Origin of the sequence: Dermatobacter hominis (assembly GCF_020715685.1) — a bacterium.
Lineage (GTDB): Bacteria > Actinomycetota > Acidimicrobiia > Acidimicrobiales > Microtrichaceae > Dermatobacter > Dermatobacter hominis.
Map to the genome: position 1 here is coordinate 3,275,937 of NZ_CP085840.1, position 25,774 is coordinate 3,301,710.

Annotated in this window: 18 protein-coding genes; 4 read left to right on the top strand and 14 right to left on the bottom strand. The window is 74.7% G+C overall.

Translation table 11 applies throughout. The annotated features are described in order from the left end of the window. Window positions 1-14: 14 nt before the first annotated feature. A complete protein-coding gene (locus tag LH044_RS15470) occupies window positions 15-860 on the bottom strand; it encodes a ParA family protein (protein WP_227756485.1) in 846 nt (281 codons plus the stop codon). A gap of 76 nt (window positions 861-936) precedes the next feature. Between LH044_RS15470 and LH044_RS15475 the strand changes: the two genes are divergently transcribed. Further along, complete coding sequence (locus LH044_RS15475) at window positions 937-1,620, top strand: dienelactone hydrolase family protein (RefSeq protein ID WP_227756486.1); 684 nt, start codon at window positions 937-939, stop codon at window positions 1,618-1,620. A gap of 106 nt (window positions 1,621-1,726) precedes the next feature. Here LH044_RS15475 and LH044_RS15480 read toward each other — a convergent pair whose 3' ends face one another. Then, entirely contained in the window at window positions 1,727-2,530 is an 804-nt protein-coding gene (locus LH044_RS15480) for a hypothetical protein (RefSeq protein ID WP_227756487.1), read from the bottom strand. Between the two features lie 192 nt (window positions 2,531-2,722). Between LH044_RS15480 and LH044_RS15485 the strand changes: the two genes are divergently transcribed. Continuing rightward, the gene (locus LH044_RS15485; RefSeq protein ID WP_227756488.1) at window positions 2,723-4,600 is read left to right on the top strand and encodes a S1 RNA-binding domain-containing protein; all 1,878 of its coding nucleotides are present in this window, start codon (window positions 2,723-2,725) and stop codon (window positions 4,598-4,600) included. A 49-nt stretch (window positions 4,601-4,649) separates the two neighbouring features. Here the strand turns inward: LH044_RS15485 and LH044_RS15490 are convergent, their stop codons facing one another. The 3 genes from LH044_RS15490 to LH044_RS15500 are packed head-to-tail and all read right to left on the bottom strand — an operon-like array spanning window position 4,650 to window position 8,296. After that, window positions 4,650-5,516 (bottom strand): hypothetical protein, encoded by an 867-nt coding sequence (locus tag LH044_RS15490; RefSeq protein ID WP_227756489.1) that lies wholly within the window; start codon window positions 5,514-5,516, stop codon window positions 4,650-4,652. 18 nt (window positions 5,517-5,534) lie between these two features. Then, window positions 5,535-7,037, bottom strand: coding sequence for a M1 family metallopeptidase (locus tag LH044_RS15495; RefSeq protein ID WP_227756490.1), 1,503 nt, complete (start codon window positions 7,035-7,037; stop codon window positions 5,535-5,537). Then, a complete protein-coding gene (locus tag LH044_RS15500) occupies window positions 7,034-8,296 on the bottom strand; it encodes a cytochrome P450 (protein WP_227756491.1) in 1,263 nt (420 codons plus the stop codon). Before LH044_RS15500 ends, LH044_RS15495 begins: the two co-directional genes overlap by 4 nt. A 199-nt stretch (window positions 8,297-8,495) precedes the next feature. On the opposite strand from LH044_RS15500, the gene LH044_RS15505 reads away from it, so the two are divergent. Continuing rightward, a complete protein-coding gene (locus LH044_RS15505; RefSeq protein WP_227756492.1) occupies window positions 8,496-10,232 on the top strand; it encodes a DEAD/DEAH box helicase in 1,737 nt (578 codons plus the stop codon). A 58-nt stretch (window positions 10,233-10,290) separates the two neighbouring features. Here the strand turns inward: LH044_RS15505 and hrpB are convergent, their stop codons facing one another. From hrpB to LH044_RS15535, 6 genes are all read right to left on the bottom strand, one after another. Continuing rightward, a complete protein-coding gene (hrpB, locus tag LH044_RS15510; protein WP_227756493.1) occupies window positions 10,291-12,867 on the bottom strand; it encodes an ATP-dependent helicase HrpB in 2,577 nt (858 codons plus the stop codon). Between the two features lie 10 nt (window positions 12,868-12,877). Further along, a complete protein-coding gene (locus LH044_RS15515; protein ID WP_227756494.1) occupies window positions 12,878-15,115 on the bottom strand; it encodes a hypothetical protein in 2,238 nt (745 codons plus the stop codon). A gap of 59 nt (window positions 15,116-15,174) precedes the next feature. After that, window positions 15,175-16,908 carry an N-acyl-D-amino-acid deacylase family protein gene (locus tag LH044_RS15520; protein ID WP_227756495.1) on the bottom strand — a complete coding sequence of 578 codons (1,734 nt, stop codon included), beginning with the start codon at window positions 16,906-16,908 and terminating at the stop codon, window positions 15,175-15,177. 46 nt (window positions 16,909-16,954) lie between these two features. Beyond that, entirely contained in the window at window positions 16,955-18,091 is a 1,137-nt protein-coding gene (locus tag LH044_RS15525) for a putative hexosyltransferase (RefSeq protein ID WP_227756496.1), read from the bottom strand. Window positions 18,092-18,101: 10 nt separating this feature from the next. Next, complete coding sequence (locus LH044_RS15530) at window positions 18,102-19,679, bottom strand: glycosyltransferase family 39 protein (RefSeq protein ID WP_227756497.1); 1,578 nt, start codon at window positions 19,677-19,679, stop codon at window positions 18,102-18,104. 61 nt (window positions 19,680-19,740) lie between these two features. After that, entirely contained in the window at window positions 19,741-21,048 is a 1,308-nt protein-coding gene (locus tag LH044_RS15535; protein WP_227756498.1) for a glycosyltransferase family 4 protein, read from the bottom strand. 102 nt (window positions 21,049-21,150) lie between these two features. On the opposite strand from LH044_RS15535, the gene LH044_RS15540 reads away from it, so the two are divergent. Further along, on the top strand, window positions 21,151-22,392 hold the full coding sequence (locus LH044_RS15540; protein ID WP_227756499.1) for an MFS transporter: 1,242 nt from the start codon (window positions 21,151-21,153) through the stop codon (window positions 22,390-22,392). 166 nt (window positions 22,393-22,558) lie between these two features. Here LH044_RS15540 and LH044_RS15545 read toward each other — a convergent pair whose 3' ends face one another. The 3 genes from LH044_RS15545 to LH044_RS15555 are packed head-to-tail and all read right to left on the bottom strand — an operon-like array spanning window position 22,559 to window position 25,616. Further along, entirely contained in the window at window positions 22,559-23,758 is a 1,200-nt protein-coding gene (locus LH044_RS15545; protein WP_227756500.1) for a lipid-transfer protein, read from the bottom strand. Then, complete coding sequence (locus LH044_RS15550) at window positions 23,755-24,246, bottom strand: Zn-ribbon domain-containing OB-fold protein (RefSeq protein ID WP_227756501.1); 492 nt, start codon at window positions 24,244-24,246, stop codon at window positions 23,755-23,757. The genes LH044_RS15545 and LH044_RS15550 overlap by 4 nt, the downstream gene beginning before the upstream one ends. A 53-nt stretch (window positions 24,247-24,299) precedes the next feature. Next, a complete protein-coding gene (locus LH044_RS15555) occupies window positions 24,300-25,616 on the bottom strand; it encodes a TetR/AcrR family transcriptional regulator (protein ID WP_227756502.1) in 1,317 nt (438 codons plus the stop codon). Between the last annotated feature and the right edge of the window lie 158 nt (window positions 25,617-25,774).

The following is a 25,774-nucleotide window of genomic DNA, read 5'->3' on the forward strand; positions in this document are numbered from 1 at the left end:
GGACCCGCGACCCGTCAGCCGCCCGACGCCGGGTCGACCGCGACGTCGGCCTCGGCCGCGTCCCCGGCCCGCCACGCGCTCGGCCGCTCGGGGACGACCCGCATCAGGTGCGCGTAGAGCTCGTCGAAGACGTCGATCACGTCGCGGGCCCGGTAGCCGAGGTCCTGCACCGGGCACCGGTGCCCGACCGCCTCGTTCACCACCGTGCGCTGCGGGATGAACGGACGCCACACGGTCGCCTTGCCGAGCACCCGCTCGAGCTCGTGCTCCTGGCGATCGGCCTCGCCCGACACGGGCGGCGCTCGGTTCACGACCGCGCCGAGGATGTCGAGGTCGGGGTGGTGCTCGCGGCCGACGTGCTCGATCGTGTCGACGACGGCCTCGACCCCCCGGACCGACAGCGCGGACAGCTCGACCACGAGCAGCACGCCGTCCGCGGCGGTCATGCCTGCCATCGTCGTCGGCCCGAGCGACGGGGCGCAGTCGATGAGGACGGTGCGGTACTGGTCGACGACCGGGCCGAGCGCTCGCCGCAGCCGTTCCACCGAGTCGGCGTCGCGTCCGTCGGCCTCACGGTCGATGAGGTTGCGGCTGGCCGGCAGCACGTCGATGCCCTCCCCCCAACCCGAGGTCACGATCGACGCCCGGGCCACCTTGGGGTCACCGGTGCGCAGGACGTCGCCGACCGCCAGGTGGTCGTCGTCGGCCTCGACCCCCATGGCCCAGCCCGCCGAGCCCTGCGGGTCCAGGTCGACGACGAGCACCGGATCGCCGGCCCGCTGCGCCGCGGCGGCCAGGCCGAGGGTGAGCGTCGTCTTGCCCACGCCGCCCTTCTGGTTGAGCACGGCGACCGTGGACATCTGGAGATGATGCCACCCGGCCCGTGCCCGGGACGGTGCATCGCGCCGCCGGCGGTGCGCGTGACAACCTGAACCCGTGAGCGATCCCGCCGAGCCGTCGTCCGATCCCCGACCTGCGAGCGCCGGCAGCGCCTACCTCGTCGTCCCCGACGACGGTCCTGGGCACGGCGTGCTCGTGCTGCACTCGTGGTGGGGCCTGACGCCGGCGGTGAAGGCGGTCGTCGAGGCGCTCGCCGACGCCGGGTACACGGCGCTCGCGCCCGACCTCCTCGACGGTGCGCTGCCCGCCGACGGCGACGAGGCCCGCGACGTCCTGGCCGACAGCGACCCGAACGAGACCGCCGCGCTGGTGCTGTCGAGCATCGTGGCCCTCCGGGCGCACTCGGCGGACCCGGCCGGACCGGTGGCGGTGCTGGGCTTCTCGATGGGTGCGTCCTGGGCGCTGTGGGTCGCGACCCGCCAGCCCGACTCCGTCGACGCTGTGGTCGCCTACTACGGCGTCCAGAACATCGACTTCGAGGCGCTGCGCGCCCCGGTGCTGGGCCACTTCGCCGAGACCGACCCGCTCGTCACCGACGACGAGCTGGTCGAGATGCAGGCGCACCTGCTGCTGCTCGACAAGCACGTCGAGGTCCACCACTACCCGGGCACGGGTCACTGGTTCGCCGAGGCCGACCGCCCCGAGCACCACGACGAGGACGCCGCGGCGCTGGCCTGGGACCGCACGCTCGCGTTCCTGGCCGCCCACACCGACGGCTGAGCCCGCCGCCGATCCTCCGGCGGTGCGTGGGCTGCCGTCGCTCAGCGACCGCAGCTCCCGCGATCTCGTGCGGAGATGGCTCGAGCGAGGCCCGGGAGGGCCCGGGCTACCAGAGCTGGTCGGTGTAGGTGTCGGTCCCGAAGACGGTCGGGATGAACGGCGCGACGAGGCGGACCGTGGCCAGGCCCGACTCGTCGATGCGGGCCGCGTAGTCCTTGATGCGGTCCCACGCGTCGCCCTCGCGAGGATCGCTCGACAGGAACAGCAGCTGCATGCTGCGGGCCTTCGTACCGGGCCCGGTGCCGAGGTCCATGGGCGCGTCGCCCTCGGCGCCCTTCGGGATGATCGGCCGCCAGTGCACGACCTGGTCGATCGGGGAGCGGGACCCGTCCTCGCCGTCGGCGAACAGCGCCGGCGCGGCGGTCTCGGAGAACCAGGCGGTGAGGTCGGGGTGCGACGTCTCGCCCTCGCGGTCGACGTGGATGCTCACCAGGCCCTGGTACGGGTGGTCGAGCGCCATGTGGGTCGGCACGCCGTCCGGGTCGCGGTGGTCGGCGCCCGTGGTGAAGTAGAGGACGGTGTGGGCGTGGTGGCGCTCGTCGAAGCCCCGCCCGTTGGCGTAGAGCTCGAACACCTGCTTGTTGGCCCAGGCGAAGTGCTCGGCCTCGTGGCCCTTGTGGATGAAGTAGGTGGCGAGGTACGACCCCGCATCCACCGGATCGGCGACCGCCGAGCCCGACGGGGTGTCGGTCGGGAACCGCATGTCCTTCAGCTCGCGGGTGGACACCCAGCGCCGGCCGGCGAACAGCCACGGGCCGACCATGCAGCCGCCGTAGAAGTGGTCCCGCTCGTACCAGCGGTTGTAGGCGACCTCGTGGCCCTTGGACGGGTCGACGAGGGTGTACAGCATCGATCCGACTCGGACGGCGTCGTCTGCCCCGTACGGCTCCACGGGATCCCCCTTCTTCGCTGGGCCCGCCCCTCGGACCCGGCGGCCCAACGTAGTGCCCGGGCCGTCGCCCGGCGGCACGACGGTGTCGCCCCGCAGGCGCCCGAGCACCGGCGATCGGACGGGGGATCGCACCGGTACGCTGGCTCGCCGGTGGAGCACGTTCCCGACGACCCAGCAACCGAACCGACGGCCGAGCAGCCGGTCGACGACGCGGACGCGTCGCCGGCGGCCGACGCGTCCGAGCCGCAGGCGCCACCGGCGGTCGACGCGCCCGAGCCCGAGGTGCCCGCCCCGGATCCCGTGTCGGGACCCGAGCCCGAGGGGCCGCCGGAGGCCGAGCCGACGCCGCAGACCGAGCCGGACGCGCCCGAGACGGGCTCGACGCCGGAGACGACCGCGCCCGAGTCAGGCTCGACGCCGGAGACGACCGCGCCCGAGCCGACTGCGCCCGAGACGGGCTCGACGCCGGACGAGCCGGGCCCGGCGCACGTCGCGGGTCCCGCCGGTCCGACGCCCGACCGCCCGATCCCGCCACCGCCCGGCTACGGCGGCGACGCCTCGGGTGCGCCGTCGGGCCGGTCCGCCCGGTCGGGCCGCCCGGCCCCGAAGCGGCCCCGCACCGCGCCCCCGCCGGCGCACATCGTCGACGTCGAGGTGACCGGTGTCGACGGCGCCGAGGTCGAGGTCCGCCTCGCCGACGGCCGGACCGGCGTGATCGACCGGCGCGACTTCCCGAGCGCGCCGTCGGTCGGTGCGTCCGTCCCCGCGGCGGTGCTCAGCCGCGACGACGACCGGCGGGGCCGCGTCGCGCTGTCGCACCGCTGGGCCCGCACCGAGCTGGCCTGGCAGCGGGTCGAGAAGGCCAGGGCGGAGCACACGCCGCTGACCGGTCGCGTGGTCAAGGCGGTCAAGGGCGGGGTCGTGGTCGACCTCGGGCTCCGCGCCTTCCTGCCCACCTCGCTGATCGGCGAGATCGAGATCACCGACGAGGCGCCCGTGGCCGAGCCTGCGGCGCCCGCCGACGACGCGCCCGTGGCCGAGCCCGCAGCACCCGTCGGCGATGCGCCGGAGGCCCAGCCCGCGGCCCCGGCGACCGAGGCGCCCGCGACCGAACCGGTGGCGCCCGAACCTGCGGCGGACGAACCGGTGGCGGACGGACCTGTGGCGGACGGACCTGCGGCGCCCGAACCTGCGGCGCCCGAACCGGCGGCGCCCGAACCGGCGGCGGACGAACCGGCGGCGCCCGAACCGGTGGCGGACGAACCTGCGGCGCCCGAACCTGCGGCGCCCGAACCGGCGGCGCCCGAACCTGCGGCGCCCGAACCTGCGGCGCCCGCGGTCGAGCCGGTCGCGGACGCCCCTGCTCCCGTGGCCGAGGCGCCTGCGCCGGTCACGGTCAGGGTCGCCGATCCCTCCGCACTCGTCGGTCGTGAGGTCGAGGTCCTCGTCACCGAGGCCGACCGCGCCAAGGACCGGCTGGTGGTGTCGCGTCGCGACCTCCAGCGTCGCCAGCGCCGCAAGGACGAGAAGGAGCGCTGGAGCACGGTCAAGGTCGGCGCGCGGGTCAAGGGACGGGTCGTGTCGGTCGCCGACTACGGCGCGGTCGTCGACCTCGGCGGGCTGCGCGGCCTCGTCCACCGGTCGGAGCTGTCCTGGCAGCGCTTCGGCGAGCCGTCCGACGTCGTGTCCGTCGGCGAGCAGGTCACGGTCGAGGTGCTCGACGTCAACCGGTCCAAGAAGCGGGTGTCCCTGTCGCTGCGCCGGACCTCGCCCGACCCCTACGCCGGCATCGAGGTCGGCCAAATCGTGCCGGCGACGATCACCCGGGTGGTCGAGTACGGCGCCTTCGCCCGGCTCGAGTCGGGCGCCGAGGGCCTGATCCACATGTCGGAGCTGTCCGACGTCCCCGGCTACCGGCCCGACCAGCTGGTCGTCCCCGGTGAGGACGTGATGGTCAAGGTGCTGAACGTCGACAGGACCAAGCACCGCATCGGCCTGTCGGTCCGCCGCGTGCTGGTCGACGACTGACGGGCGGCACGCCGACCGACGGGGCCGACCGACCGAGCGCGCCGCGAGCTCAGACCAGGCCCTCCCACGACGCCGGCAGCGTGTCGACGAGCGGCCGGACGATCAGCGTGTAGGTGTCGCTCATCGCCGTCTCCCGGTGCTCGGCCTGGACCGCGAGGCGGCCCGGGTCGAGCACCACGGCCATGAAGGCGGCCTTGGACGGGAAGCGGTTGAACCGCACCTGGTCCCAGCGCCGGCCGTCGCCGACCACGGTGCCCTCGGCGCGGAACCACCCGTCGATCGCGACGCCGTGCGGCACCGCCACCGTCGCCGCGTGCGCCTGGTAGGCGTCCATGTGGGCGATGCTCTCGGCCAGGGCTTCCGGGCTGTCCGCGGTCGAGCGGTCGAACTGCACGACGTGCACGACGACGACCGGCCCGTCCTCGTCGGTCGACGGGTGCGGGACCGACGTCGGGTCGGGCACCTCGCCGTCCCAGGCCGGCGGCGCGAACGGCTGGCAGGCGATGATCGAGGTCGCCGCCATGCCGGCGTCCTTGTGGACGTGGTGCGCCCGGAAGTCGGGCCGGGTCTGCATCTCCACGAAGGACCGGTGCGTCGGGTACTTCACCACCGCGACCCGGTCCCACGCCGGACCCTCGCCGAGCAACTGGTCCTCGACCTCGCCGAACAGCACGACCTCGGCCCCGATGTCGGCCAGCGTGTCGAGCGGCGCGTCGAGGTCGTCGGCCTCCCTGCCCGTGAGCTCGCTGTCGCGACCGTCGGCGTAGTCGGCGCGGTCCCGGTAGCGCATGAGGTTGACCATCCACACCGGACCGTCCTCGCCGGGCGGGAACGACTGCAGCATGCGGAGGGCGTCGGGGTCGACGGTGCCGTAGCGCACGGTGAGCCCGCGGTCGGCGGCGATCGGGTCGGTCATGGGTCTCTTCCCGGGGGGTCAGAACGAGAGCGGGGGCAGCCGGCCCGAGCGGAGCCAGGCGTCGGACAGCACCGCGATCCGGGATCCGTCGTACGGCACGCCCATGATCTCGGCCGCCAGCTGCAGGAACTGCTCGGTGGTGGCCACGCCGAACCGGTGCTGGTCGACCCACGTGCGCAGCAGCTCGTCGAAGCGGTCCTCGCCCATCAGCGTGCGGAGCTCGACCAGGAACATGCCGCCCCGGTGGTACACCGACGCCCCGAACAGCTCGTCGACGCCCGGGTCGGCCGGCGGCACGTCGAGCGCCGGGTTGCCGTTGTGCGCCCGGCGGGCCGACTGCTCGACCGCGAGGCCGCCGATGTGCTCGAGCCACAGCCACTCGCCGTACGTCGCGAAGCCCTCGTTGAGCCAGATGGCGTTCCACGCCGCCGGACCGACCGCGTCGCCGAACCACTGGTGCGTGAGCTCGTGGGCGGTCACCTCGTCGGCGGTGGTGTCGCCGGGGCCGCCGTCCATGATCGACAGCGCGAGCACCGAGCGGGTCTGGCACTCGAGCGCGAGCGGCGGCAGACCCGGCACCACCACGTTGCCCGCGTCGGCGAACGGGTAGGGCCCGAAGTGCTCGGAGAAGAAGGAGATCATCTCCGGGAACCGCGAGACGGCGCCGTCGAGCATGTCGGGCCGGTCGAGGGGCACCGCGTTGAGGATCCGGATCCCCGGCGGACCGGGCTGGTCGGCGAGCTGCATGTCGCCGACGGTCAGGCTCGCCAGGTAGGGCGACATGGGTTCGGTCGCCTCCCATCGGAACGTCGACGTCGCCCCCTCGTCGCGACGCTCGACCAGCCGGCCGCCTGCGACGGCCTCGAGCGGCGCCGGCACGGTGGCGGTCACGCCGACCAGGGCCTTGTCCGAGGGGTGGTCGTTCGATGGGAACCAGGTCGCGGCGCCGACCGGTTCGGCGATGACGGTCGACCACTCGTCGGAGAGGTCGACCCACCCGCCGTCGCCGATGAGGCCGCCCTGGTTGCTCCCGGTGCTCCCGGGCGTGCCCGAGTAGGCGACCCGGACGATGGCCTGCTCGCCCGTCCGCAGCGGGGTGGGCGGGGCCACGACGAGCTCCCGGCCCTGCCGCTCGAACAGCGCCGGCCGGTCGTCGACGGTGAGCGACGCGACCTCGAACCCGAGCAGGTCCAGGTGGAACGTCGACAGGTCCTGGGTGGGCAGCAGGGTGACCGTGGCGACCGCGTCGAGGTGGTCGGTCCCACGGATCGTCACGTCGACGTCGAGGTCGTAGCGCTCGACGTCGTAGCCGCCGTTGCCGGCCTGCGGGTAGTAGGGGTCGCCGACCCCGTCGGCGCCCTCGGTCCCGGGCCCCGCTGCGGGGGCTGTCGTCGGGGCGGACGAGGTCGGCCGCTCGTCCGACTCGAGCGAGGGCAGCGCCGCGTCGTCCGCGCTGCACGCCGCGACCAGGGCGGCGAGCAGGACCGCGACCGGGACGATCGCACGGCGCCGCCGGGTCAAGGTGCGTCCGCGACCGGCTCCAGCCGGGGCACCTCGGCCGGCGTGAACTCGCAGGGCATCCGCTTGATGCCGTGGATGAAGGCCGACTGCAGGTAGTCGGGCTCGCCGGTGGCGCGGATGTCGGGCAGCCACTGGAACAGCTCCTCGAACATCACCCGGATCTCCCGGCGGGCGAGGTTGGCGCCCAGGCAGAAGTGCGGCCCGCCGGCACCGAACCCGACGTGCTCGTTGGGCGTCCGGGTGACGTCGAACGTGAACGGGTCGTCGAACACGCGGTCGTCGCGGTTCGCCGACTCGTACCACATGACGACCTTGTCGCCCTTGGCGATCGGCTGGCCGGCGATCTCGGTGTCCTCGGTGGCGGTCCGGCGGAAGTGGATGACGGGCGAGGCCCAGCGCACGATCTCCTCGACCGCCGTGGGCGTGACGCCCTCGACGTCGGCCATCCACGCGGCGCGCTGGTCCTCGTGCAGCGTGAGCATGCGGACCCCGTGGGAGATCGCGTTGCGCGTGGTCTCGTTCCCGGCGGCGGCGAGCAGGATGAAGAAGCTCGCCATCTCCATCGGCTGGAGCCGCTCGCCGTCGACCTCGGCGTGCATCATCGCCGAGACGAGGTCGTCCTTCGGGTCGGCCAGGCGGTCCTCGCCCACCTCGGACGCGATCTGGGCCATCTCCATCACCGCGGACATCAGCGCCGCCATGTCGGGCACGGTCTCCTGGTCGCCGAGCACCACGTTCGTGAGCTCGAGGATCCGGTGCCACTTGTCCCGGGGGATGCCCATCATCTCGCAGATGATGTGGAGCGGCAGCGGGGCCGACAGCTCCGACACCAGGTCGCAGCTGCCCTTCTCGGCGGCGTCGGCGACGATGTTGCGGGCCTTCACCCGGACGTCCTCGTCGATCCGGTTGACCATGCGCGGCGTGAAGGACCGGTTCACGATCATGCGCAGCCGCGTGTGGCGAGGGGCATCCATGTTGATCATGGAGCCCATGAACTCGTTGACCTCCTGCGGCAGGTCGGGGATGTTCGTCCCCTGACCGGAGCAGAAGACGTCGGGGTGGCGGGAGACGTGCATGACGTCCTCGTGCCGCGTGACGGACCAGAAGCCCGGGCCCTTGGGGAAGCCCTCGATCTCGGGCTCCTCCATGAACACGACCGGTGCGTCGTCGCGCATCGCCCGGAACATCTCGGCCCGGGGCTCCGAGCCGTGGGACCAGTACGCCATGTCGGCGAACGGCGTGAGGTCGATCGTGGTCATCTGCTCCCCCTGTGACCGGTTCGAGGCCCCCGCCGCGGGTCGCCCACGTCGGGCGTGAGGTGTCCAGGGCGGTCGAGCCGTGCTCCTAAGCTAGCCAGCCCATGCCGGTGCGCCTCCCCGATCCACCCACCGCCGTGCCCGCCGTCGCCGACCGGTCGTCGGCCCCGTCCAGGACCCGCGCCGTCCGCCGGTCCGCCCGGTGAGCGCACCGAGCGCCGTCCGCCCCACCCGCATCCGGCTCCGGCCCTGGCAGTCAGAGGCGCTGGAGCGGTTCGCCGACACCCGCGGGCCCGACTTCCTCGCCGTCGCCACCCCCGGGGCGGGCAAGACGACCTTCGCCCTGACCGCGGCGGTCCAGGACCTCGCCGACCACCCGGGCCGACGGCTGATCGTCGTGGCCCCGACCCAGCACCTCAAGCACCAATGGTCGCGGGCGGCGCTGCGGTTCGGCCTCCACCTCGACCCGGACTGGTCCTCCCGGGACGGTGCGCTCCCCGGCGACATGCACGGGATCGTGACGACCTACCAGCAGGTGGCGACCTCGTCCCGGGCGCTGGCCGGCCTGTCCCGCGACTCGTTCGTCGTGTTCGACGAGATCCACCACGCAGGCGACGACCGGGCCTGGGGCACCTCGGTGCTCGAGGCCTTCGAGGGGGCGGCCAAGCGGCTGTCGCTGTCGGGCACCCCGTTCCGGTCGGACACGTCGGCCATCCCCTTCGTCGAGTACCACCTCGACGAGGCGAGGGCCGACTACGAGTACGGCTACGGCGAGGCGCTGGCCGACCGGGGCGTGGTGCGACCGGTGTACTTCCCTCGCATCAACGGCTTCATGGAGTGGGTCGCGCCCGACGGCGAGGTGCTGTCGGCGACGTTCGACGACGAGCTCACCCGCGAGCAGGCCAACCAGCGGCTCCGCACCGCGCTGTCGCTCGAGGGCCAGTGGCTGCCGGTCGTGCTCGACCAGGCCCACGAGCGGCTGCTGGCGCTGCGGGAGCACCACCCCGAGGCCGGCGGGCTCGTCATCGCGATGGACCAGGGCCACGCGCAGGAGATCGCCAGGGTGCTGCGCGAGCGGCACGGGGTCCGCGCCGTCGTCGCCACGTCCGACGACCCCGACGCGTCGTCGCACATCGCCGCGTTCGCGGCGTCGACCGACCCGTGGATCGTGGCCGTGCGCATGGTGTCCGAGGGCGTCGACCTGCCCCGGCTGCGCATCGCGGTGTTCGCCACGACGACGACCACCGAGCTCTTCTTCCGGCAGGCCGTCGGGCGCGTCGTCCGCTGGACGCCCGGCCTCCACGGCCCGGGCGCCCGCACGCAGCCGGCGTGGTTCTTCCTCCCCGACGACCCGCGCCTGCGGCGCTATTCGGCCGAGTTGAGCGAGTCCCGGCGCCACTCGCTGCGCAAGCGGCGCGGCAACGACGAGGACGCACCGTCGGTCGAGCCCGACGACGTCGCCGAGCTCCTCGGCGACGACGAGCAGATGAGCCTGTTCTCGGTGATCGGCGCCGTGGCCCTCGACGGCGCCGGCGAGGCACCGGCGGGCGCCGGTCCCGCCCTCGGCGTGTTCGACGACGACCCCGAGGACCCGGGCGACCGTCACGACCCCGAGGGCGTCGAGCTCGTGCTGCTGCCGCCGCCGCTGCCGGGCGGCGGCCACGTCGCCGTGCCCGCCGACGACGGTGCGCCCGGCCCCGGCACGGGACCGGGCGCCGACCCGATGGCGTCGATGACCCAGCGCGAGCGCAAGGCCCGGCTGCGCGACATGAACGCCGACGTGGCGGCGGAGCTCGTGCGCTCCACCGGGTGGGGCTACGTGCAGGTGCAGAACGAGCTGAACCGCCTCACGGGGATCGGCAAGGTGTCGGAGGCGACGCTCGAGCAGCTCGAGGCTCGGCTCGACCACGGCCGCCGCTGGCTCCGCCGCGCCGGCTGACCGGGCCCGGCGCCGGATCTGTGGTCAGGATCGCGACAAGGGTTGTCCGTGTGCACCCCTATATCTCCCAGGGGCGCTCGGGCCAGGCGTGCTTGGGGTACCGGCCCCGCAGCTCCGAGCGCACCGCCGCGTAGCTGCCCCGCCAGAAGCCCGGGAGGTCCGACGTCCGCTGCACCGGCCGACCGGCGGGGGACAGCAGCTCCAGCACGACCGGCACGCGCCCGCCGCCGACCGTCGGGTGCACGTCGGTGCCGAGCAGGTCCTGCAGGCGCGTGGCGAGCACCGGGCCGGGCGGTGGCCCACCGCCACCCGGGCCGTCGCCCGTGGCGTCGTGCGGCTCGTAGCGGAGGCGCACGCGCCGGCCGGACGGCAGCTCGAGGTGGAGCGGCGCCAGCTCGTCGAGCGCCCGCCGCTCGTCCCACGCCAAGCCCTCCGACAGCCAGCTCGCCACGTCCACCGTCGCGAGCTGCCGGCGTGAACCGGTGCCGGACGACGCCACCCGGTCGAGCAGGGCGTCGAGGTCGGGACCGGTCGCCGCCTCGCCCGCACCGTCGCCCGCACCGCTGACCGGACCGTCGACCGCCCGCACGAGCGCCAACCGTGCCAGCAGCTCGTCGGCCCGGTGCCACCGGTCGAACACGGCCTCGGGTCCCTGGCTGCGGACGCCCGCCGCCAGGGCGCGGCGCACCTCGTCGGCGGGCGGGTCGGGCCACCGCCGCTCGTCGAGCACGATCGCGCCGACCCGCCGCCGGGCGGTGGCGGCCACCTCGCGTCGCCCGGGGTCCCACGTGACCTCGCGCTCCTCGTCCGCCCGGTCGGCCAGGGCGTCGAGGGCGAGCTCGTCCTCCACGGCCACCGCCAGGTGCGTGGTGCCGACCGTGCCGTCGGCGCCGCGGTCGAGCGCGACGACGGCGAGCCAGGACGACCGGGCCAGCGGGTGGTCGGCGGGCCGGATGGCCACCTCGCCGCCGCCGACGAGCTGGTACACCGACTGCGGCCGCCCCCGGTCGTCGGTGCGGGTGCCGGTCCGACGACGGGCCAGCCGATCCCGGTAGCCGGCCACGACGGCCCCGGCGACGGCGCCGTCGGCGTCGACCTGCCGGCCGGCCCGCGCGGGGCCGCGCCGGCGGTCGCGGCCGTCGGGCACCCGGCGCCGCCACTCGCGCGCCGCCTCACGCACCTCCCGCGGCGCATCGCCGCGCCGCAGCGCCCGCCACCGCTCCACGAGGTCGGGTTCGCCCGGCAGGTCGACCTCGAGCAGCGCCGCGAGCTCCGCGGCGCCGGCCGGACCGAGCGGACCGGAGGTCGCCTCGAGCACCACCGCGCCCAGCCGCGGGTGGAACCCCAGGTCGGCGAGGTCGCGACCCCGGGCGGTGAGGCGCCCGTCGGGTCCGGTCGCGCCGAGGTCGGCGAGCAGGCCGCGGGCCGCATCGAGGTGCGGTCCGGTCGGCGGGTCGAGGAAGCGCAGCTCCTCCGGGGTCGCGCCCCACGCCCGCACCTGCAGCAGGAGCGCCGAGAGGTCGCCGTCGAGGACCTCGGGACGGTCGGCGGCCGGCCGGTGCCGCTCCTCGTCGGCCGACCACAACCGGTAGCACGTGCCCGGACCGGTGCGACCCGCCCGCCCGCGACGCTGGTCGGCGCCGGCCCGCGACACGGCGACGGTGACCAGCCCCGGGAGCGCCGTCGCCGGATCGACGCGCACGGTGCGGCGCCGCCCGGCGTCGACGACCACCCGCACGCCCTCGACGGTGATCGACGTCTCCGCCACGGAGGTGGCGAGCACCACGCGGCGTCGACCTCGCGGGTCGGGCCGAAGGGCGGCGTCCTGCTCCGCAGCCGGCACGGAGCCGTGGAGCTCGTGCACCACGACGTCCGGACCGAGCCCGCCCACCGCGGCGTGGGTCCGACGGATCTCGCCCCGACCCGGGAGGAACACGAGCAGGTCGCCGAGCACGCCGTCGGCCTCGGGTCCCGCCGCCAGCGCCTCGCGCACCACGGCCGCCACGCGGTCCTCGAGCCGGTCCCGGACCGAGCCGGGGCGGTGCAGGGTGCGGACGGGGTGCAGCGGCGCCGTCGCGGTCACGACCGGCGCGGGGTCGCCGTCCCCCAGCAGCGCGGCGACGGGGCCAGGGTCGAGCGTGGCCGACATCACGAGGAGGCGCAGGTCGGGACGCAGGGAGCTCCGCACGTCGAGGAGCAGCGCCAGCAGGAGGTCGATGTCGGCCGACCGCTCGTGGAACTCGTCGAGGAGCACCGCGGCGGTCGACGCCAACGTCGGGTCGCGCTGCAGGCGACGCAGGAGCAGCCCCTCGGTCACGAGCTCGATCCGGGTGGCCGGCCCCACCTCCCGATCGCCGCGCACCGAGTAGCCGACGGTGCCTCCCACGCCTCCGTCACCGGGGAGCTGGGCGGCGATCCGGCGGGCCGCGCTGCGGGCCGCGAGCCGCCGGGGCTGCACGACGACGATGCGGCCGTCGGCGGCCCACGGCTCGTCGAGCAGCGCGGGCGGGACGCCCGTCGTCTTGCCCGTCCCGGGGGGCGCGACGAGCACGGCGGCGCCGGGACCGGCGAGCGCCGACCGCAGCCGGGGCAGGACCTCGAGGACCGGGAGCGGCGGCGGGGAGGGTTCGGTCAACCGTCCCCGTTCAGCTCGTCTCGCGTGCGCCGGTGGCCGTGTCGACGGCGAGGCGGTGGCCCGAGTCGGGGTCGAAGAGCTCGATCGATCCCTGCAGGTGGCACACCTCGCCCCACCGCGACCGGTGCCGGGGCCCGCCGTGCAGGGCGACCGCCACGCCGTCGACCGTGAGGTCGCCCTGGCTGCCGAAGCGCAGCGGCCCGGCCGACGGCGAGTCGAACGACACCTCCCAGCCGCCCGAGCCCATCGAGGCCGAGACGGGTGCGGCGGCGATCGCTGCGACGAAGGCGTCGAAGGCGGCCTCGGTCGAGGGCCCCCAGTCCGCGGCGCGGGCCACCTCGCAGACCCACACGTTGCGCGGGTCGCCGGTGGCCACCAGGTCGAACGGCTGGTCGAAGGTGGCGCTCGAGATGACCGGCGTCGTGCGCCACTCGGTCGGCAGGTGCGACCACAGCGCGACGAACCCGTCGCCCCGACGGCCGAACGTCCAGCCGCCCTGCTGCACGACGGCGTCGAAGCGCTCCTGCGGGAAGAAGGCGTGGGTGTACGGCTCGTAGTCGATCGTGAACCCGAGCGAACCCAGGTCGAGCGGCTCGTAGCCCGGCCAGTAGCAGTGGATCGAGACCTGCTCGTGCTGCGCGCTGCGCGGCATCGACGCGGTCCCGGTCCAGTACCCGGAGTCCTCGCCCCGCCCGTCGACCCCCGGGACGGCGGTCGGGTGGGTCGTGAAGACGAAGGCGTCGGCGTCGAGCGTCGCCTGCCACGCGTGGGACTGCTCCATCGCGTGCCCCACCCGGTGGTCGACCACCGTCGACAGCATCACGTCGGGGCTGCGCCACGTGACCGTGTGCGGCTCGCCGAGCAGGCCTGCGGCCGTGACCGGCGCGAGCTCCCGGGCGAGCAGCTGGGCTGCGGCCGGGTTCTCGGAGAGGATGCGCATCGAGCGGTACGGCCGGAAGAGCGAGGTGTCCCAGAGGCGGTAGCGGTCGGCGACGGCCAGCGTGGCGGGCAGCAGCTGCCAGCTCGTCATCGCACCCTGTGCCCACCAGAACTCGAGCTCCGACTCGTCGAAGCCGTGGCCGTCGACGGGCTCGGGCCACGGGGTGACCGGAGCGGTCGGGTCGAGCGGCAGCCCGTGGCGCTCGAGCACCGTGCCGACCTCGTCGCTGATCGCCATGCGGCGGACGACCTCGGGCAGCCGGTAGCGGTCGGTGGCGATGAAGCCGAGGCAGCTCGCATCGGATGCGCTCACGAAGCCGACCGGGGTGCCGTCGGCCAGCGTGGTGTCGGAGAAGAGGAGGTTCGCGAGCGTGAACGTGTTCTCGTCCCGCGCCGTCATCTTGTCCTTCTCGTACGTGCGCCCGCGCGTGGCGCCGTAGACGCCACGGTGCAGGTGGGCCGCGAGGTCGACGAGGCACAGGTCGAGGGCGCCCGAGGCGGCCCGCTGCAGCTCGACGTCGTCGGCCGGGCTGAGCTCGATGACCGTGAGCAGCGGGTTGATGTCGAGCGGCAGGTACACGTTGGAGTGCCACTCGCTGAACCCGTAGCGACCGCGCTCCCGGATCCACTCGAGGATCACGGGGCGGGCCCGCGCCGCGTGCTGCGCACCGGTCAGGCCGGTCACGGTGAACGTCGCGTCGGGCTGGGCCAGCCCCGACAGCAGCTCGTCGACGGCGAAGATCAGCCGGTGGTTCTCGGACCAGAACCACTTGTGGTCGAGCCGGTCGGCCGGCAGCGGGTCGTCGTAGCGGTAGCGGAACTCCCGCATGCGCAGCTCGATCGCCTCGATGACCGCCGGGTCGATCCGGGGGCCGCCCGTCGCACCGGCGCGGGCGTCGAGCGCGTGGACCCAGTGCAGGTACATCAGCGTGAAGTCGCCGGTGTCGGCCCACGTGTCGAGCTGCGTCCAGGCCGCCTGGAGGGAGTCGACGGTGACGGCCGAGGGATCCCAGGTGAAGCCGGCGTCGCGCGACGCCCGCAGCTGGTGCAGGGCGATCGAACTGGGGCTCGACGCGCCCAGCTGGCCGGTGGCGAACTGCAGGTACTCGGCCGCCCGCGCCTGCCACGCCGCCTCGTCGACCAGGCCGGCCGACCCGGGCGCGATCAGCGGTCCGGGCGCGCCGATCGAGGGGACGGCGCAGCCGGGCGGCGGGCCCCCCGGTCCGGTCGCCGGGGGCGCGCACGCCGCCAGCACCCCCGCACCGGCGATCGCCGTGCCGCCCGCCAGGAACTCCCGCCTCGTGACCATGTCGCCCAGCCCCCTGTGCCTGCACCGACGTGCCGCGGCCCGTCGCCGACGACGCCAGCTCAGCGCTCGTCGGGCCCCGACCGCAACACGGTCCCCGGCAGCTCGCCGGTGTGCTCCCCGTGCTCCAGCGCGACCGTACCGTTCACGACGGTGGCGACATAGCCCTCGGCGCGCTGGATCCACCGTCCGGCGCCCTTGGGGAGGTCGTGCGCGAACTCGGGGACGGGCAACGCTAGCCCGTCCCAGTCGATGACGTTGATGTCGGCCGCGGCACCCGGCACCACCCGGCCCCGGTCGGTCAGGCCGACGAAGTCGGCCGTGTCCGAGCTGAGCCGCTGCACCGCGCGCTCGATGGGGACGAGGCCGTGGTCGCGGGTCCAGTGGGTCAGGAACCACGTCGGCTGGCTGGCGTCGAGGATCTGCCCGACGTGAGCGCCGGCATCCGCGAGGCCCATGATCACCGTGTCGTCGAGGAGCATCTCGGCGATCGCGTCCATCGACTGGTTGAGGAGCGGCCAGTAGACGAGCACCCGCCCGTCGGTCCGGTCGCACAGGTCGAGGAACGCCTCCGCCATCGACACGCCCCGCTCGGCCGCCACCGCCGGCAGGGAGGAGCGGGGGTCGCAGTCGTAGCGTGCGATGCCGTCGCGCTGGCCGGGGACGCCGTCGGCGCCGGTCACGAAGAAGCGCGTCAGCTCCTCCGCGCTCGGGCCCGACTCGGCCTCGGCGATCAGGCGCGACCTGGTCTCGGGGTCCCGGATGGCGGCGAGCCGCCCGCCGAGGTCGAGGTCGCGGAGGGCCGCCCACGAGGGGTGGCGACCGAACGGCGTGGCCGACTGGAGCGAGAAGAGCACGCCGATGCCCCTCGACGTGGTCTGCGGGCGGATCAGCGCGCCCTCGGCGTTGGCGGCGCGCGCGAGCTCGACGGCGAGCCGGTGGTGCTCCGGGTTCTCGAACGTGTGGGTGAGGTTGAACGTGACCGGGCGACCGGTGCGGAGCGCCACCTCCCGCATCCACTCGAGCTCGGAGCGGCACCGCGGCTCGGACGGGCCCTCGCCGTCGAAGCGAGGCGCGCTCTCGAAGATGCCGCGCCGCCAGCCCCCGAGCACGCCGGCGAGCGTGAGCAGCTCCTCGCGGTCGGCGAAGGTCCCCGGCACCTGGCGCCCGTCGGGCACCTTGTGGCGCAGCGTGCGGGACGTCGAGAACCCGAGCGCGCCGGCGGCCATCGCCTCGTCGAGGAGCCCGACCATCTCCTCGAGCTCCGCGGCCGTCGGTTCGGCGTCGGGGTCCATCGACCGGTCGCCCATGGCCCAGTACCGGAGGGCGCAGTGGCCGACCATGCCGCCCAGGTTCATCGCGCTGGGCGTGCGCTCGAGGCTGTCGAGGTACCCGCCGTAGGTCTCCCAGTCCCAGGGGAGCGCGGCCATGATCGACTCGGCGGGGATGTCCTCGACCGACTCCATCATGTCGGCGAGGTAGGCCCGGTCGTCGGGTCTGCACGGTGCGAACGTGACGCCGCAGTTGCCCATCACCACGCTCGTCACGCCGTGCCAGCTGGAGCTGGTGCCGAGCGGGTCCCACGCCACCTGCGCGTCGAGGTGCGTGTGCAGGTCGACGAAGCCCGGGGTGACGACCAGGCCGTCGGCGTCGATCTCGCGATCGCCCCGCCCGGCGTCGCCCGGTCCGGTCACCTCGGTGACGGTCCCGTCGTCGACCGCCACGTCGGCGGGGCGGGCCGGCGCGCCGGTCCCGTCCACCAGCCGCCCTCCACGGATCACCAGGTCGTGCGCCATGTCGCGACCCTACGGCGCGCGCCGTCCCCCTTCCCGCCGGACGCGGTCAGGGGACGATGCGGCCCTGCAGCGCCTGGGCGGTCCAGATGACGAGGCCGGCGGACCCGGCGCAGGCCACCAGGACCTCCTTCCAGCGCCGGTCCGACCACTGCGCCAGGGCCACGACGAGCGGCACGGCCAGCAGGCCGTAGCGGCCGATCGAGTCGATCGTCTGGGCGGCGAGCGCCACCAGCAGGGTCACGACGCTGAACGCGACCCACGACCAGGGCTGTCGCCGCCGGACGGCGACGACGACGAGCACGCACCACAGCACCACGAAGGGCACGAGCTCGGTGTCGGTGCCGTGCAGGAGCCCCCACGCCGACTCCGCCGCCCGGACGAACGGGTTGCGGAAGTCGCCGCGGATCGGCCGCTGCTGCTCCCACGGCGACAGCCAGTCGCCGGTGGTGCGGGCGATCCACGCCACCGACGCCAGCAGCCCCAGCGGTGCGGCCGCGAGCGCGCCCAGGGCGGGGATCACCTTCGGCCGGGGCCGCGCCGTGACGAGCTCGATGAGGATCGGCACGCAGAGGAGGAGGCCGGTCGGCCGCAGCGCTCCGGCCAGGAGCGCGAACCCGGCCGCCGCCCACCAGCTCCGCCGGTGCAGCGCCAACAGCGTGCCGGCGGTCGCCAGCAGCGCCAGGCCCTCCGTGTAGGGCCACACGAACACGATGGCGGCCGGCACGATGGCGACCATCCAGGCGGAGCGGAGCCCGACCGCGTCGGCCTCGTCGCGGCCGCAGCGGTCGGCGAGAACCTCCCTCGCCAGCTGGGCCAGCACCACGGCGCCGGCGAGCGCGGCCAGGTTCCCGACGACCACGAGCGCGATGTCGTCGCGACCGCCGAAGAGCGGCGACAGCCAGCGGCCGAGCAGGGGGTACAGCGGGAAGAACCGGGCGCCGTCGGCGGCGACCGCGTCGTAGCCGCCGCGCGCGATCAGGTCGTAGAAGTGCGAGTCCCACGACAGGAGCGCCTGCGGCAGCGGGAAGTCCGGGCGGGCCGACAGCTGCGGGTCGGGGGTCAGCAGGTGGGCGACCCAGAACCCGAGCGCCACGCACACCCGCGCCCACACCCAGCCGACGAGGCCGACGAGCAGGCTGCGCCGCAGGTCGACCGGTGCGGCGCGGCGGACCCCGACGCTCACGAGGACCGGCTCATGTGGCCGGGAACTCGAGGAGCATCATCCCGGGCTCGTCCTCGTTGCGGTCGTCGGGCGACACGAGCACCCTCGGCGCGCCCCTCGACTGGATCAGTGCGGTCTGGATGCCCTCGCACTTGCCCTCGAGGGTCTTGTAGCCCTCGGTCACCGCAAGCAGGAGCGTCCGCCCGTCGGCGCGCTCGGTGATCCGGCCCGCCACCTCGGCGGGGTCGATCGCGGCGTTGCGGTCCTTGTAGTCGACCCAGTCGACGAACCGCGGGTCGTCGAGCCGCGGCGCGGCGACGACCTCGACGCGGTCGTCGACCCCCCGGTCGCGCAGGGCCCGCTGCACCGACGGGCCGTTCTGGTCCGGGCAGGTGACCAGCAGCGGCTCGGGCGAGCCGGCGGGCGCGGCGTCGAGCACCTGGACGACGGCGTCGCCGACGTCGCCGGCCTGGGTGCGGACCCGACCGACCTCGACGACCACGCCGACCGCGAACCCGGCCACCACGACGACGGCGACGATCCGCCGCCATGCGTCGTTGCCGATCGCGGTGAGGCCCATCGCCACCAGCAGCACGATGAGGGGCACGACCACCGCGAGGTACCGGGCCGAGAACGCGGAGCGGGAGACGAAGCTCGCCGCCCACGCCAGCGCCAGGGTCGCGGCGACCACGACGCCCTCGCGCCGGGCCGTGGGCCGCACCCGCCAGCCGAGCTCGACGCGCCCGATCGCGTTGGTGGCGCCGAAGAGGCCGAGCGCCATCAGCCCCGCCACCACGTAGGCCGTCAGCTGCGGTTCGGCGACGCTCCCGCCGAAGACCTGGATCATCCCGAGCACGCCGAATGCGGCCGGGCGCACGACGTCGCCCCACGGCGTGCCGGTGTGGGCGCTCTGGTACAGCATCGTCGGCAGCCAGGGCAGGAAGCTCAGGGCGCCGACGACGATCGCGGCGGCGAGCCCGAGCTCGGCGTTGCGCCGGTGCGCCTCGCCCCGCCGGTGGTCGACGACGGCCTGCACGAGCAGGACGATGCCGAGCCCGCCCAGCAGCCACAGCGACCAGTAGTGCGTCCACAGCAGCAGGCCCGCCACGACCGCGGTGCCGATCGCGGTCGACCAGCGCGGCCGCTCCCGGTGGTGGTCGACGAGCAGGTAGCCGACCAGCACCAGGAGCATCACGAGCGAGTACATCCGGGTCTCCGACGAGTACCGGATCGCGAAGGGCAGCGCGGCCAGCAGCACGAGCGCGGCCGTGGCGGTGCGGCGCGCCCGGGCCGGGTCGCGGACGCCCTCGGCGTCGGGCCGCCCGCCGACGCGCAGCCCCGCCCACCACGCGAGCGGGAGCGCGGCCACGCCGAGGATCCCCGACAGCGCCCGCAGCGCCCAGGGGGACCAGCCGACGACGGCACCCCAGGCGTGCAGCAGCACGTAGTAGAGCGGCGGGTGGCCGTCGCGCTCCAGCGCCCCGCGGATGTCGCCGAGCGGCAGCTGGGCGATGTTGGCCGAGAGCGACTCGTCGAGCCACATCGACCCGCGAGGCAGGAACCGCGCAACGACGCCGGCGGCGACGACCACCGCGACGGCCGCGGTCACCCACCACGGGGTGTCCGGTCGCCTCTCGGTGCCGAGGTCCTCGGCCGGGGACGCAGTCGCGTCAGCCACGGACCGCGGCTCCCGCCCGGGCGCGGAACGCGTCGGCGACGGCATCGCGGACGGCGGCGGCGGACGCGTCCCACGAGTGGGGCCGGTGGGCCCGGGCCCGGGCGACCGCTCGGTCGTGGTGGGCTGCGTCGTCCAGGTGGCGGGCGATCACCTCGACCCAGGCCCCGACGTCGTCGGGTTCCGCGTACTCGGCCGCGTCGCCGCCCGCTTCGGGCAGGGCGCCCGCGGTGGAGGCGACGACGGGCGTGCCGAACTGCATCGCCTCGGTGACGGTCATGCCCAACCCCTCGTAGCGTGCCGGTGTCAGCGACAGGAAGGCGTCGCGGTAGAGCCGCCCCAACCGGACGTCGTCGACCTCCTCCAGCCAGCGGACCCGGGTGCCGAACCCCGGGTGCCGCTCGATCCGCTCGATGAGCTCGTCGACCTTCCAGCCCCGCTTGCCGACGAGCACGAGGCCCAGGTCGGGATGGCGCTCGGAGAGCACGTCGAAGGCGTCCAGCGCGAGCTCCTGGTTCTTGCGTGGTTCGATCGTGCCGACCATGAGCAGGTAGCGGCCGATCGGCCCGCCGATCTCGGACGGGCCGTCGTCGGAGGTCCCGGCCCGCTGGACGATGTCCGAGCCGAGCGGGACGACCCGGGCGTCGAGCTCGCGGTCGATGCCCTTGGCCGCCGCCACCTCGAGCAGGTCCCGTCGGGTGCACTCGGAGATGCAGAGGAACAGGTCGCTGTGGCGCAGGTGGCCGGTGATGAAGCGGTCGAAGTCCCGCACGAGCACGCCGTCGAACCACTCCGGCCGCAGCACGGGCAGCACGTCGGCGACGAGCGCGGCGCTGCCGGCGCCGGCGCGGTGCAGCTCCGGGAGGAGCTCGTCCCTGGGGATCGGGTCGTTCCAGGCCGCCTCGAGGTCGAGGAGCACCGTCGAGACGTCGGCCGGCGGCCGCACCAGGTCGACGAGCGGCCACTCGGCCCGGCGGTGCGCGGCGTGGCGGGCGCGGACCCGCAGGTCGCGCATCGCGGGGATCGCGAGCACGCGCCGGACGGCGGTGGCGACCGGGGCCGGGAACCGCCGGGCGATCGCCGTGCTGGCCGGCAGCCGCTCCTGCGGGTGGGCCAGCGCCTCGGCCTCGCCATCGGTGAGGTCGCGGTACCACTCGGCGGCGGGCGACCAGACCGCCGGTCGGTACGAGATCGGCCCGTCGTCGGGGCCCAGGCGGGCCATCAGCTCGCGGGCCACCCGCTGGAGGCCGGTCGTGTAGGGGAGCGCGACCGTGTCGGTCACCTCGACGATCGCCTCCAACATGGTGGGCGGATCTTAGTGAGGGTGCGCGGGTGGTCCCCTGACCCCCGTCGGATGCCCGAACGCGCTGGCGGCGGGGCGCCCGACGGGTGGGAGGCTGTCCCGATGCCGTCCTCCGAGGGCGTCCCCGCCACCGACCACGCCGCCGTCGCGGGGACGGGTCGCGCCCGCTCCGACGACCTGTCAGGTGGGCCGTCGGGCGCGCCGGCGCGAGGGGTCGCCCGGGCGCTGGTGCCGGTCGGCGGGGCGTTCGCGACGCTCGGCCTGTTCATGGGCGCGTGGACAGTGGCCACGCCCGAGGTCGAGCACGCGCTCGGCGGCGGGCCCGGGCGCCTCGGCCTCGTCCTCAGCGTGTCGCTCGTCGTGGCGGCCGGGCTGAACACCGTCGGCGGGGCGCTGGCCGAGCACCGGGGCACCACGGCCGCGCTGCGGCTGACGTGGACGGGCTGGGCCGTCGCGCTGGCGGTCGGATCGGTCCTGCCGGCGCCGTGGGGCGTGGCGCTCGGGGCGGTGGCCGTGCTGTCGGTCGGCGGCGCGGTCGACGTCGTCGCCAACGTCGCGGCGACGGCCGGGCTGGCCGACCACCCGGGCCGGCTGGTCCGGCTGCACGCGGTGTACAACGTCGGCGGCGCCATGGGCACGGTGCTCGTCGGCGTGCTGCTCGGGGTCACCGGGGCGGTGGGCTGGCGGTGGGCCTGGGCCACGACCGCCCTGCTGGTGCTCGTCCTCCTCGTCGCGACGAGCGGCATCCACCTGCCCGCCGGCCACGCCGGGCGGAAGGTGCGCCTGTCGGAGGGCCTGCGGACGCTGCGGTCCGAGCACCTGGTGCCCGTGGCGGTCGCCTTCTCGCTCGCGGCGGTGGTCGAGGGCGGCGTGAACACGTGGGGTGTCCTGCAGCTGCGCGGCCAGCTCGACGCCGGCCTGCTCGTCGGCGCCGGCGGCGCGTTCCTCGGCTACGTGGTGGCGGTCCTGGCGAGGCTGTCGGTGTCGCGGGTCGAGACCGCGGCCGCGGCCCGCAGGGCCATCGTCGGCGGCACGGCCCTCGCCGCCGCCGGGCTGCTCGTGCTGGCGACCGTGCCGCAACCGGTCGTCGCGGCCGGCGGTCTCGTCCTCGCCGCGGGCGGGGTGTCGGTGTGCTGGCCCCTGCTGATGTCCGAGGTCGGCCGTGGTCGGGAGCGCCCCGGCGTCGTCGTCGGCGCCCTCACCACGTTCGGCTACCTGGGCCAGGTGATCGGACCGGGCCTGGTCGGCGGGGTGGCCGGCGCCCTCGGCGTCGCCGCGGGGCTGGTGCTCCTGGCGGCCTGCGCCGCGACGGTGCCGGTGCTGCTCCTGGTCGGCCGGCGCTGAGCGGGTCGCTGGTCGCTCTGCGCCCACCGGCCGGTGCGGTCCACGACACCGGGGCCCGCAGGCCCCGGGTGTCGTGCGCCGTGTGTGGTGTTCCCACCACCTCCATCGGCACGACGGCGGTGGAACTGAGGTGTCGGCGCCGCGTCCGCCGGGACGCAGGACCCGATCAGCGGGTCAGGATCACGCTCGACCCGTGGCCGAACAGGCCCTGGTTGGCCGTGATGCCGACCCGGGGGTCCGACACCTGCCGGCCCTCGGCCTGGCCCCGCAGCTGCCAGGCGATCTCGCACACCTGGGCGATCGCCTGCGCCGGCACGGCCTCGCCGAAGCAGGCCAGGCCGCCCGACGGGTTGACCGGCAGCCGGCCGTCGAGCTGGGTGACCCCGTCGCGCAGCAGCTTCTCGGCCTCGCCCGGGCCGCAGAAGCCCAGATCCTCGTACCAGTCGAGCTCGAGGGCGGTCGACAGGTCGTACACCTCGGCGACGTCGACGTCGTCGGGCCCGATCCCGGCCTGCTCGTAGGCGGCCACGCCGATCGCCTGCTTGAAGGTGTGGTCGGGGGCCGGCAGCCCGGCGGCCGAGTCGGTCGCGAAGTCGGGCATCTCGATGATCGTGTTCGGGAACGTCGGCGTCACCGTGCTGATCGCCGCGACGCGCACGGTCGGCTCCGCGCCGGACAGGTGCTTGCGGGCGTACTCCATCGACGACAGCACGACGGCGGCGCCGCCGTCGGAGGTGGCGCAGATGTCGAGCAGGCGCAGGGGGCTCGCGACCGTCGGCGACGCGGCCACGTCCTCGGCGGTGACCTCCTTGCGGTAGCGGGCGTAGGGGTTGCCCAGGCCGTTGCGGGCGTTCTTGATCTTCACCTGGGCGAAGTCGTCGGTCGTCGCCCCGTAGAGGTCCATCCGCCGGCGGGCGTAGAGCGCGAAGTACGTCGGGTTGGTCGCGCCCATCAGGTGGAAGCGCAGCCAGTCCGGGTCGTCGCCGCGCTCGCCCTTGTTCGGCTTGAGGAAGCCCTTGGGGGTGGTGTCTGCGCCGACGACGAGGGCGACGTCGCAGAGTCCGGCGAGGATGCGCTGGCGCGCCGCCTCGAGCGCCATCGTCCCCGAGGCGCAGGCGCCGTAGGCGCTGGTGACGGGGATGCCCGTCCAGCCGAGGGCCTTGGCGAACGTCGCCCCGGCCACGTAGCCGGGGTAGCCGTTGCGCATGGTGTCGGCGCCGGCCACGAAGCCGATGTCGCGCCAGTCCACCGCCGCGTCGGCGAGCGCGTCGCGCGCAGCCGCCACGCCGTACTCCACGAAGTTGCGACCCCACTTGCCCCAGGGGTGCATCCCCACGCCCAGGACGGCGACCTGCTCGACGCTCACGGCCGACCTCCCTCGTTCGCGGCGGTGTCCGCCGGCTGCCACTTCCACACGACGTACTCGACGGTGTCGCCCTCGGCGCCGTCGGGATCGGGCTCCGAGTAGAGGGTGTCGAGCACGAGCTCCATGTCCATGCCCACCTGGAGGTCGTCGACGGTGACGCCGGCGATGACCTGGCCCATGACGACCATCTTCTCCGCCTCGAGCTCGACGGCCGCGATCGCGAACGGCTCGTGCGGGTCCGAGACCGGCACGTAGGGCTCTGGCGGTCGGTAGCCGGCGTTCGTGTACGACCAGAGCTTCCCGGTGCGGGACAGCTCGACGTCGACGAGCTCGGCGTCCGCGGCGCCCGGCGCCCGGGACATGACGCGCTCCGGCGGGAAGAAGTAGGTGCCCGTGATCGAGTCACGGGTGCCGATCAGCGAGGGGGCGGTGCCGTCCTCGGGCATCGTGAACCACCCCTCGATCGCCGGCACGCGCCTGGTGCTCACTCGAGCCTCCGTCCCCCCGGCGGACCGGGGCCTCGTTCGGATCTGACGGGTCGTCAGAGTAGCGCCTGGGCGGGGAGCAGCCGCAGGGCCAGGTCGACCGTCTCCTCGGCGCGGCGAGGGCGCGGGACGGCGTGGCCGAGCACGAAGTCGACGAGCGTCGCGGTCAGGTCGGGCGTGCCGGGCTCGGTCGTCTCGGTGCCGAGCAGCTCGGCGACGACGAACGTGAGCCGGATGCCGATCGGCACGAGCACGCGGATGTCGTCGTCGTCGAGGTCGAAGTCGCGGGCCGCCCGGATGCCGAGGCGCTCGGTGAGGAGCGCCCGGGCCGGGTGGGGGTCGTCGGCCGCGGCACGGGCGAGGGCGAGCAGCCCCTCCCGGAGGGCGTCCATCGGCCGATCCGGTCCGGCGGCGTCGATCGCGCCCTCGATGGCCGGGAGGTGGGCGCCGAACGTGGCGGCGCACACCTTCCGCACGTTGCCGAAGAGGTTGATCACGGTCTGGGTCGAGACGCCGGCCGCCTCCGCCACCTCGGTGGCGCTGACCGAGTCCCAGCCGCCCTCGAACATGCCGGTGGTGGCGTCGACGACCCGCTGGCGGGACTCCTGGCGCCGGCGGGCACCGGAGCGGGCCTGGGGGGAGACGTCGGCCTCGGGCACGAACTCGGCGGCGAGCACGATCCGCGGCGGCCGGAGCTCGGTGTGGGTGACCGCGCCGGCCAACGTGGCGGCGGTGTCGGCGAACAGCTGGTCGTCGACGGCGGACGGGTCGACGGCATGGGAGACGAGCAGGCCGATCAGCAGGGCGTGGACCGCCACCGAGAGGCGCCGGGGATCGAACGGTTCGAGCACCCGGATGTCGCTCGACTCGAGCAGCCGCTGCCACCCGTCGGTCGCCGCGTCGATCTGGACCCGGAAGACCGACCGCAGGACGTCGCCCACGACGGTGATCTCGTCGGTGAGCTCGTCGGACGGGTGGACGAGCGGTACCCCGTTGTGGGCGAACAGGTGCATCTGGCCACGGAGCTCCGCGGCCATTCCGGGGTCGCGGCTCATGAGCTGCCAGGTGTCGAGCAGCGTCATCGTGATCGCGTCGGCGAGGTCCGCGTGCTCGAGCGCGTCGAGCAGCTCCTCCACGACCTCGTCGTTGAGCGGCCGCTCGTGGATGTAGGAGCGGACGATGGCGTCGGCGAACTGCTCGGCGCTGCGGAAGTGGTGGAAGAAGGACCCGGTCGTGACGCCGGCCCGCTCGGCGGTGGCGGCGGTGGTCACGCCGGCGTAGAGCTTCTCCAGCGGGAGCGCGTCGGCGAGCTCCAGCCCGGCCCGGATGAGGTCCTCCCTCGTGGACGACGGTGCGCCCGGTGGCGATCCCACGACGCCCGAGCATAGTGGCCGCGATGGTCGACCAGAGCGGGCACTACGGAGTTGACCGTCCGTCAGTGACCTTCCGGTCGGTCAAGTGGGTGGTCCCGCCGTGACAGGCAAGGGTGAACCACGTTCACCGACAGAAGTTCGGCGAGAGCCCTTGCGAC

Coding starts and splice junctions, on each gene's coding strand:
- LH044_RS15480 (WP_227756487.1), bottom strand. CDS start 2,530: ATGCTGTACACCCTCGTCGACCCGTCCAAGGGCCACGAGGTCGCCTAC.
- LH044_RS15500 (WP_227756491.1), bottom strand. CDS start 8,296: ATGACCACGATCGACCTCACGCCGTTCGCCGACATGGCGTACTGGTCC.
- LH044_RS15470 (WP_227756485.1), bottom strand. CDS start 860: ATGTCCACGGTCGCCGTGCTCAACCAGAAGGGCGGCGTGGGCAAGACG.
- LH044_RS15515 (WP_227756494.1), bottom strand. CDS start 15,115: ATGGTCACGAGGCGGGAGTTCCTGGCGGGCGGCACGGCGATCGCCGGT.
- LH044_RS15535 (WP_227756498.1), bottom strand. CDS start 21,048: ATGTTGGAGGCGATCGTCGAGGTGACCGACACGGTCGCGCTCCCCTAC.
- LH044_RS15540 (WP_227756499.1), top strand. CDS start 21,151: ATGCCGTCCTCCGAGGGCGTCCCCGCCACCGACCACGCCGCCGTCGCG.
- LH044_RS15520 (WP_227756495.1), bottom strand. CDS start 16,908: ATGGCGCACGACCTGGTGATCCGTGGAGGGCGGCTGGTGGACGGGACC.
- LH044_RS15490 (WP_227756489.1), bottom strand. CDS start 5,516: ATGACCGACCCGATCGCCGCCGACCGCGGGCTCACCGTGCGCTACGGC.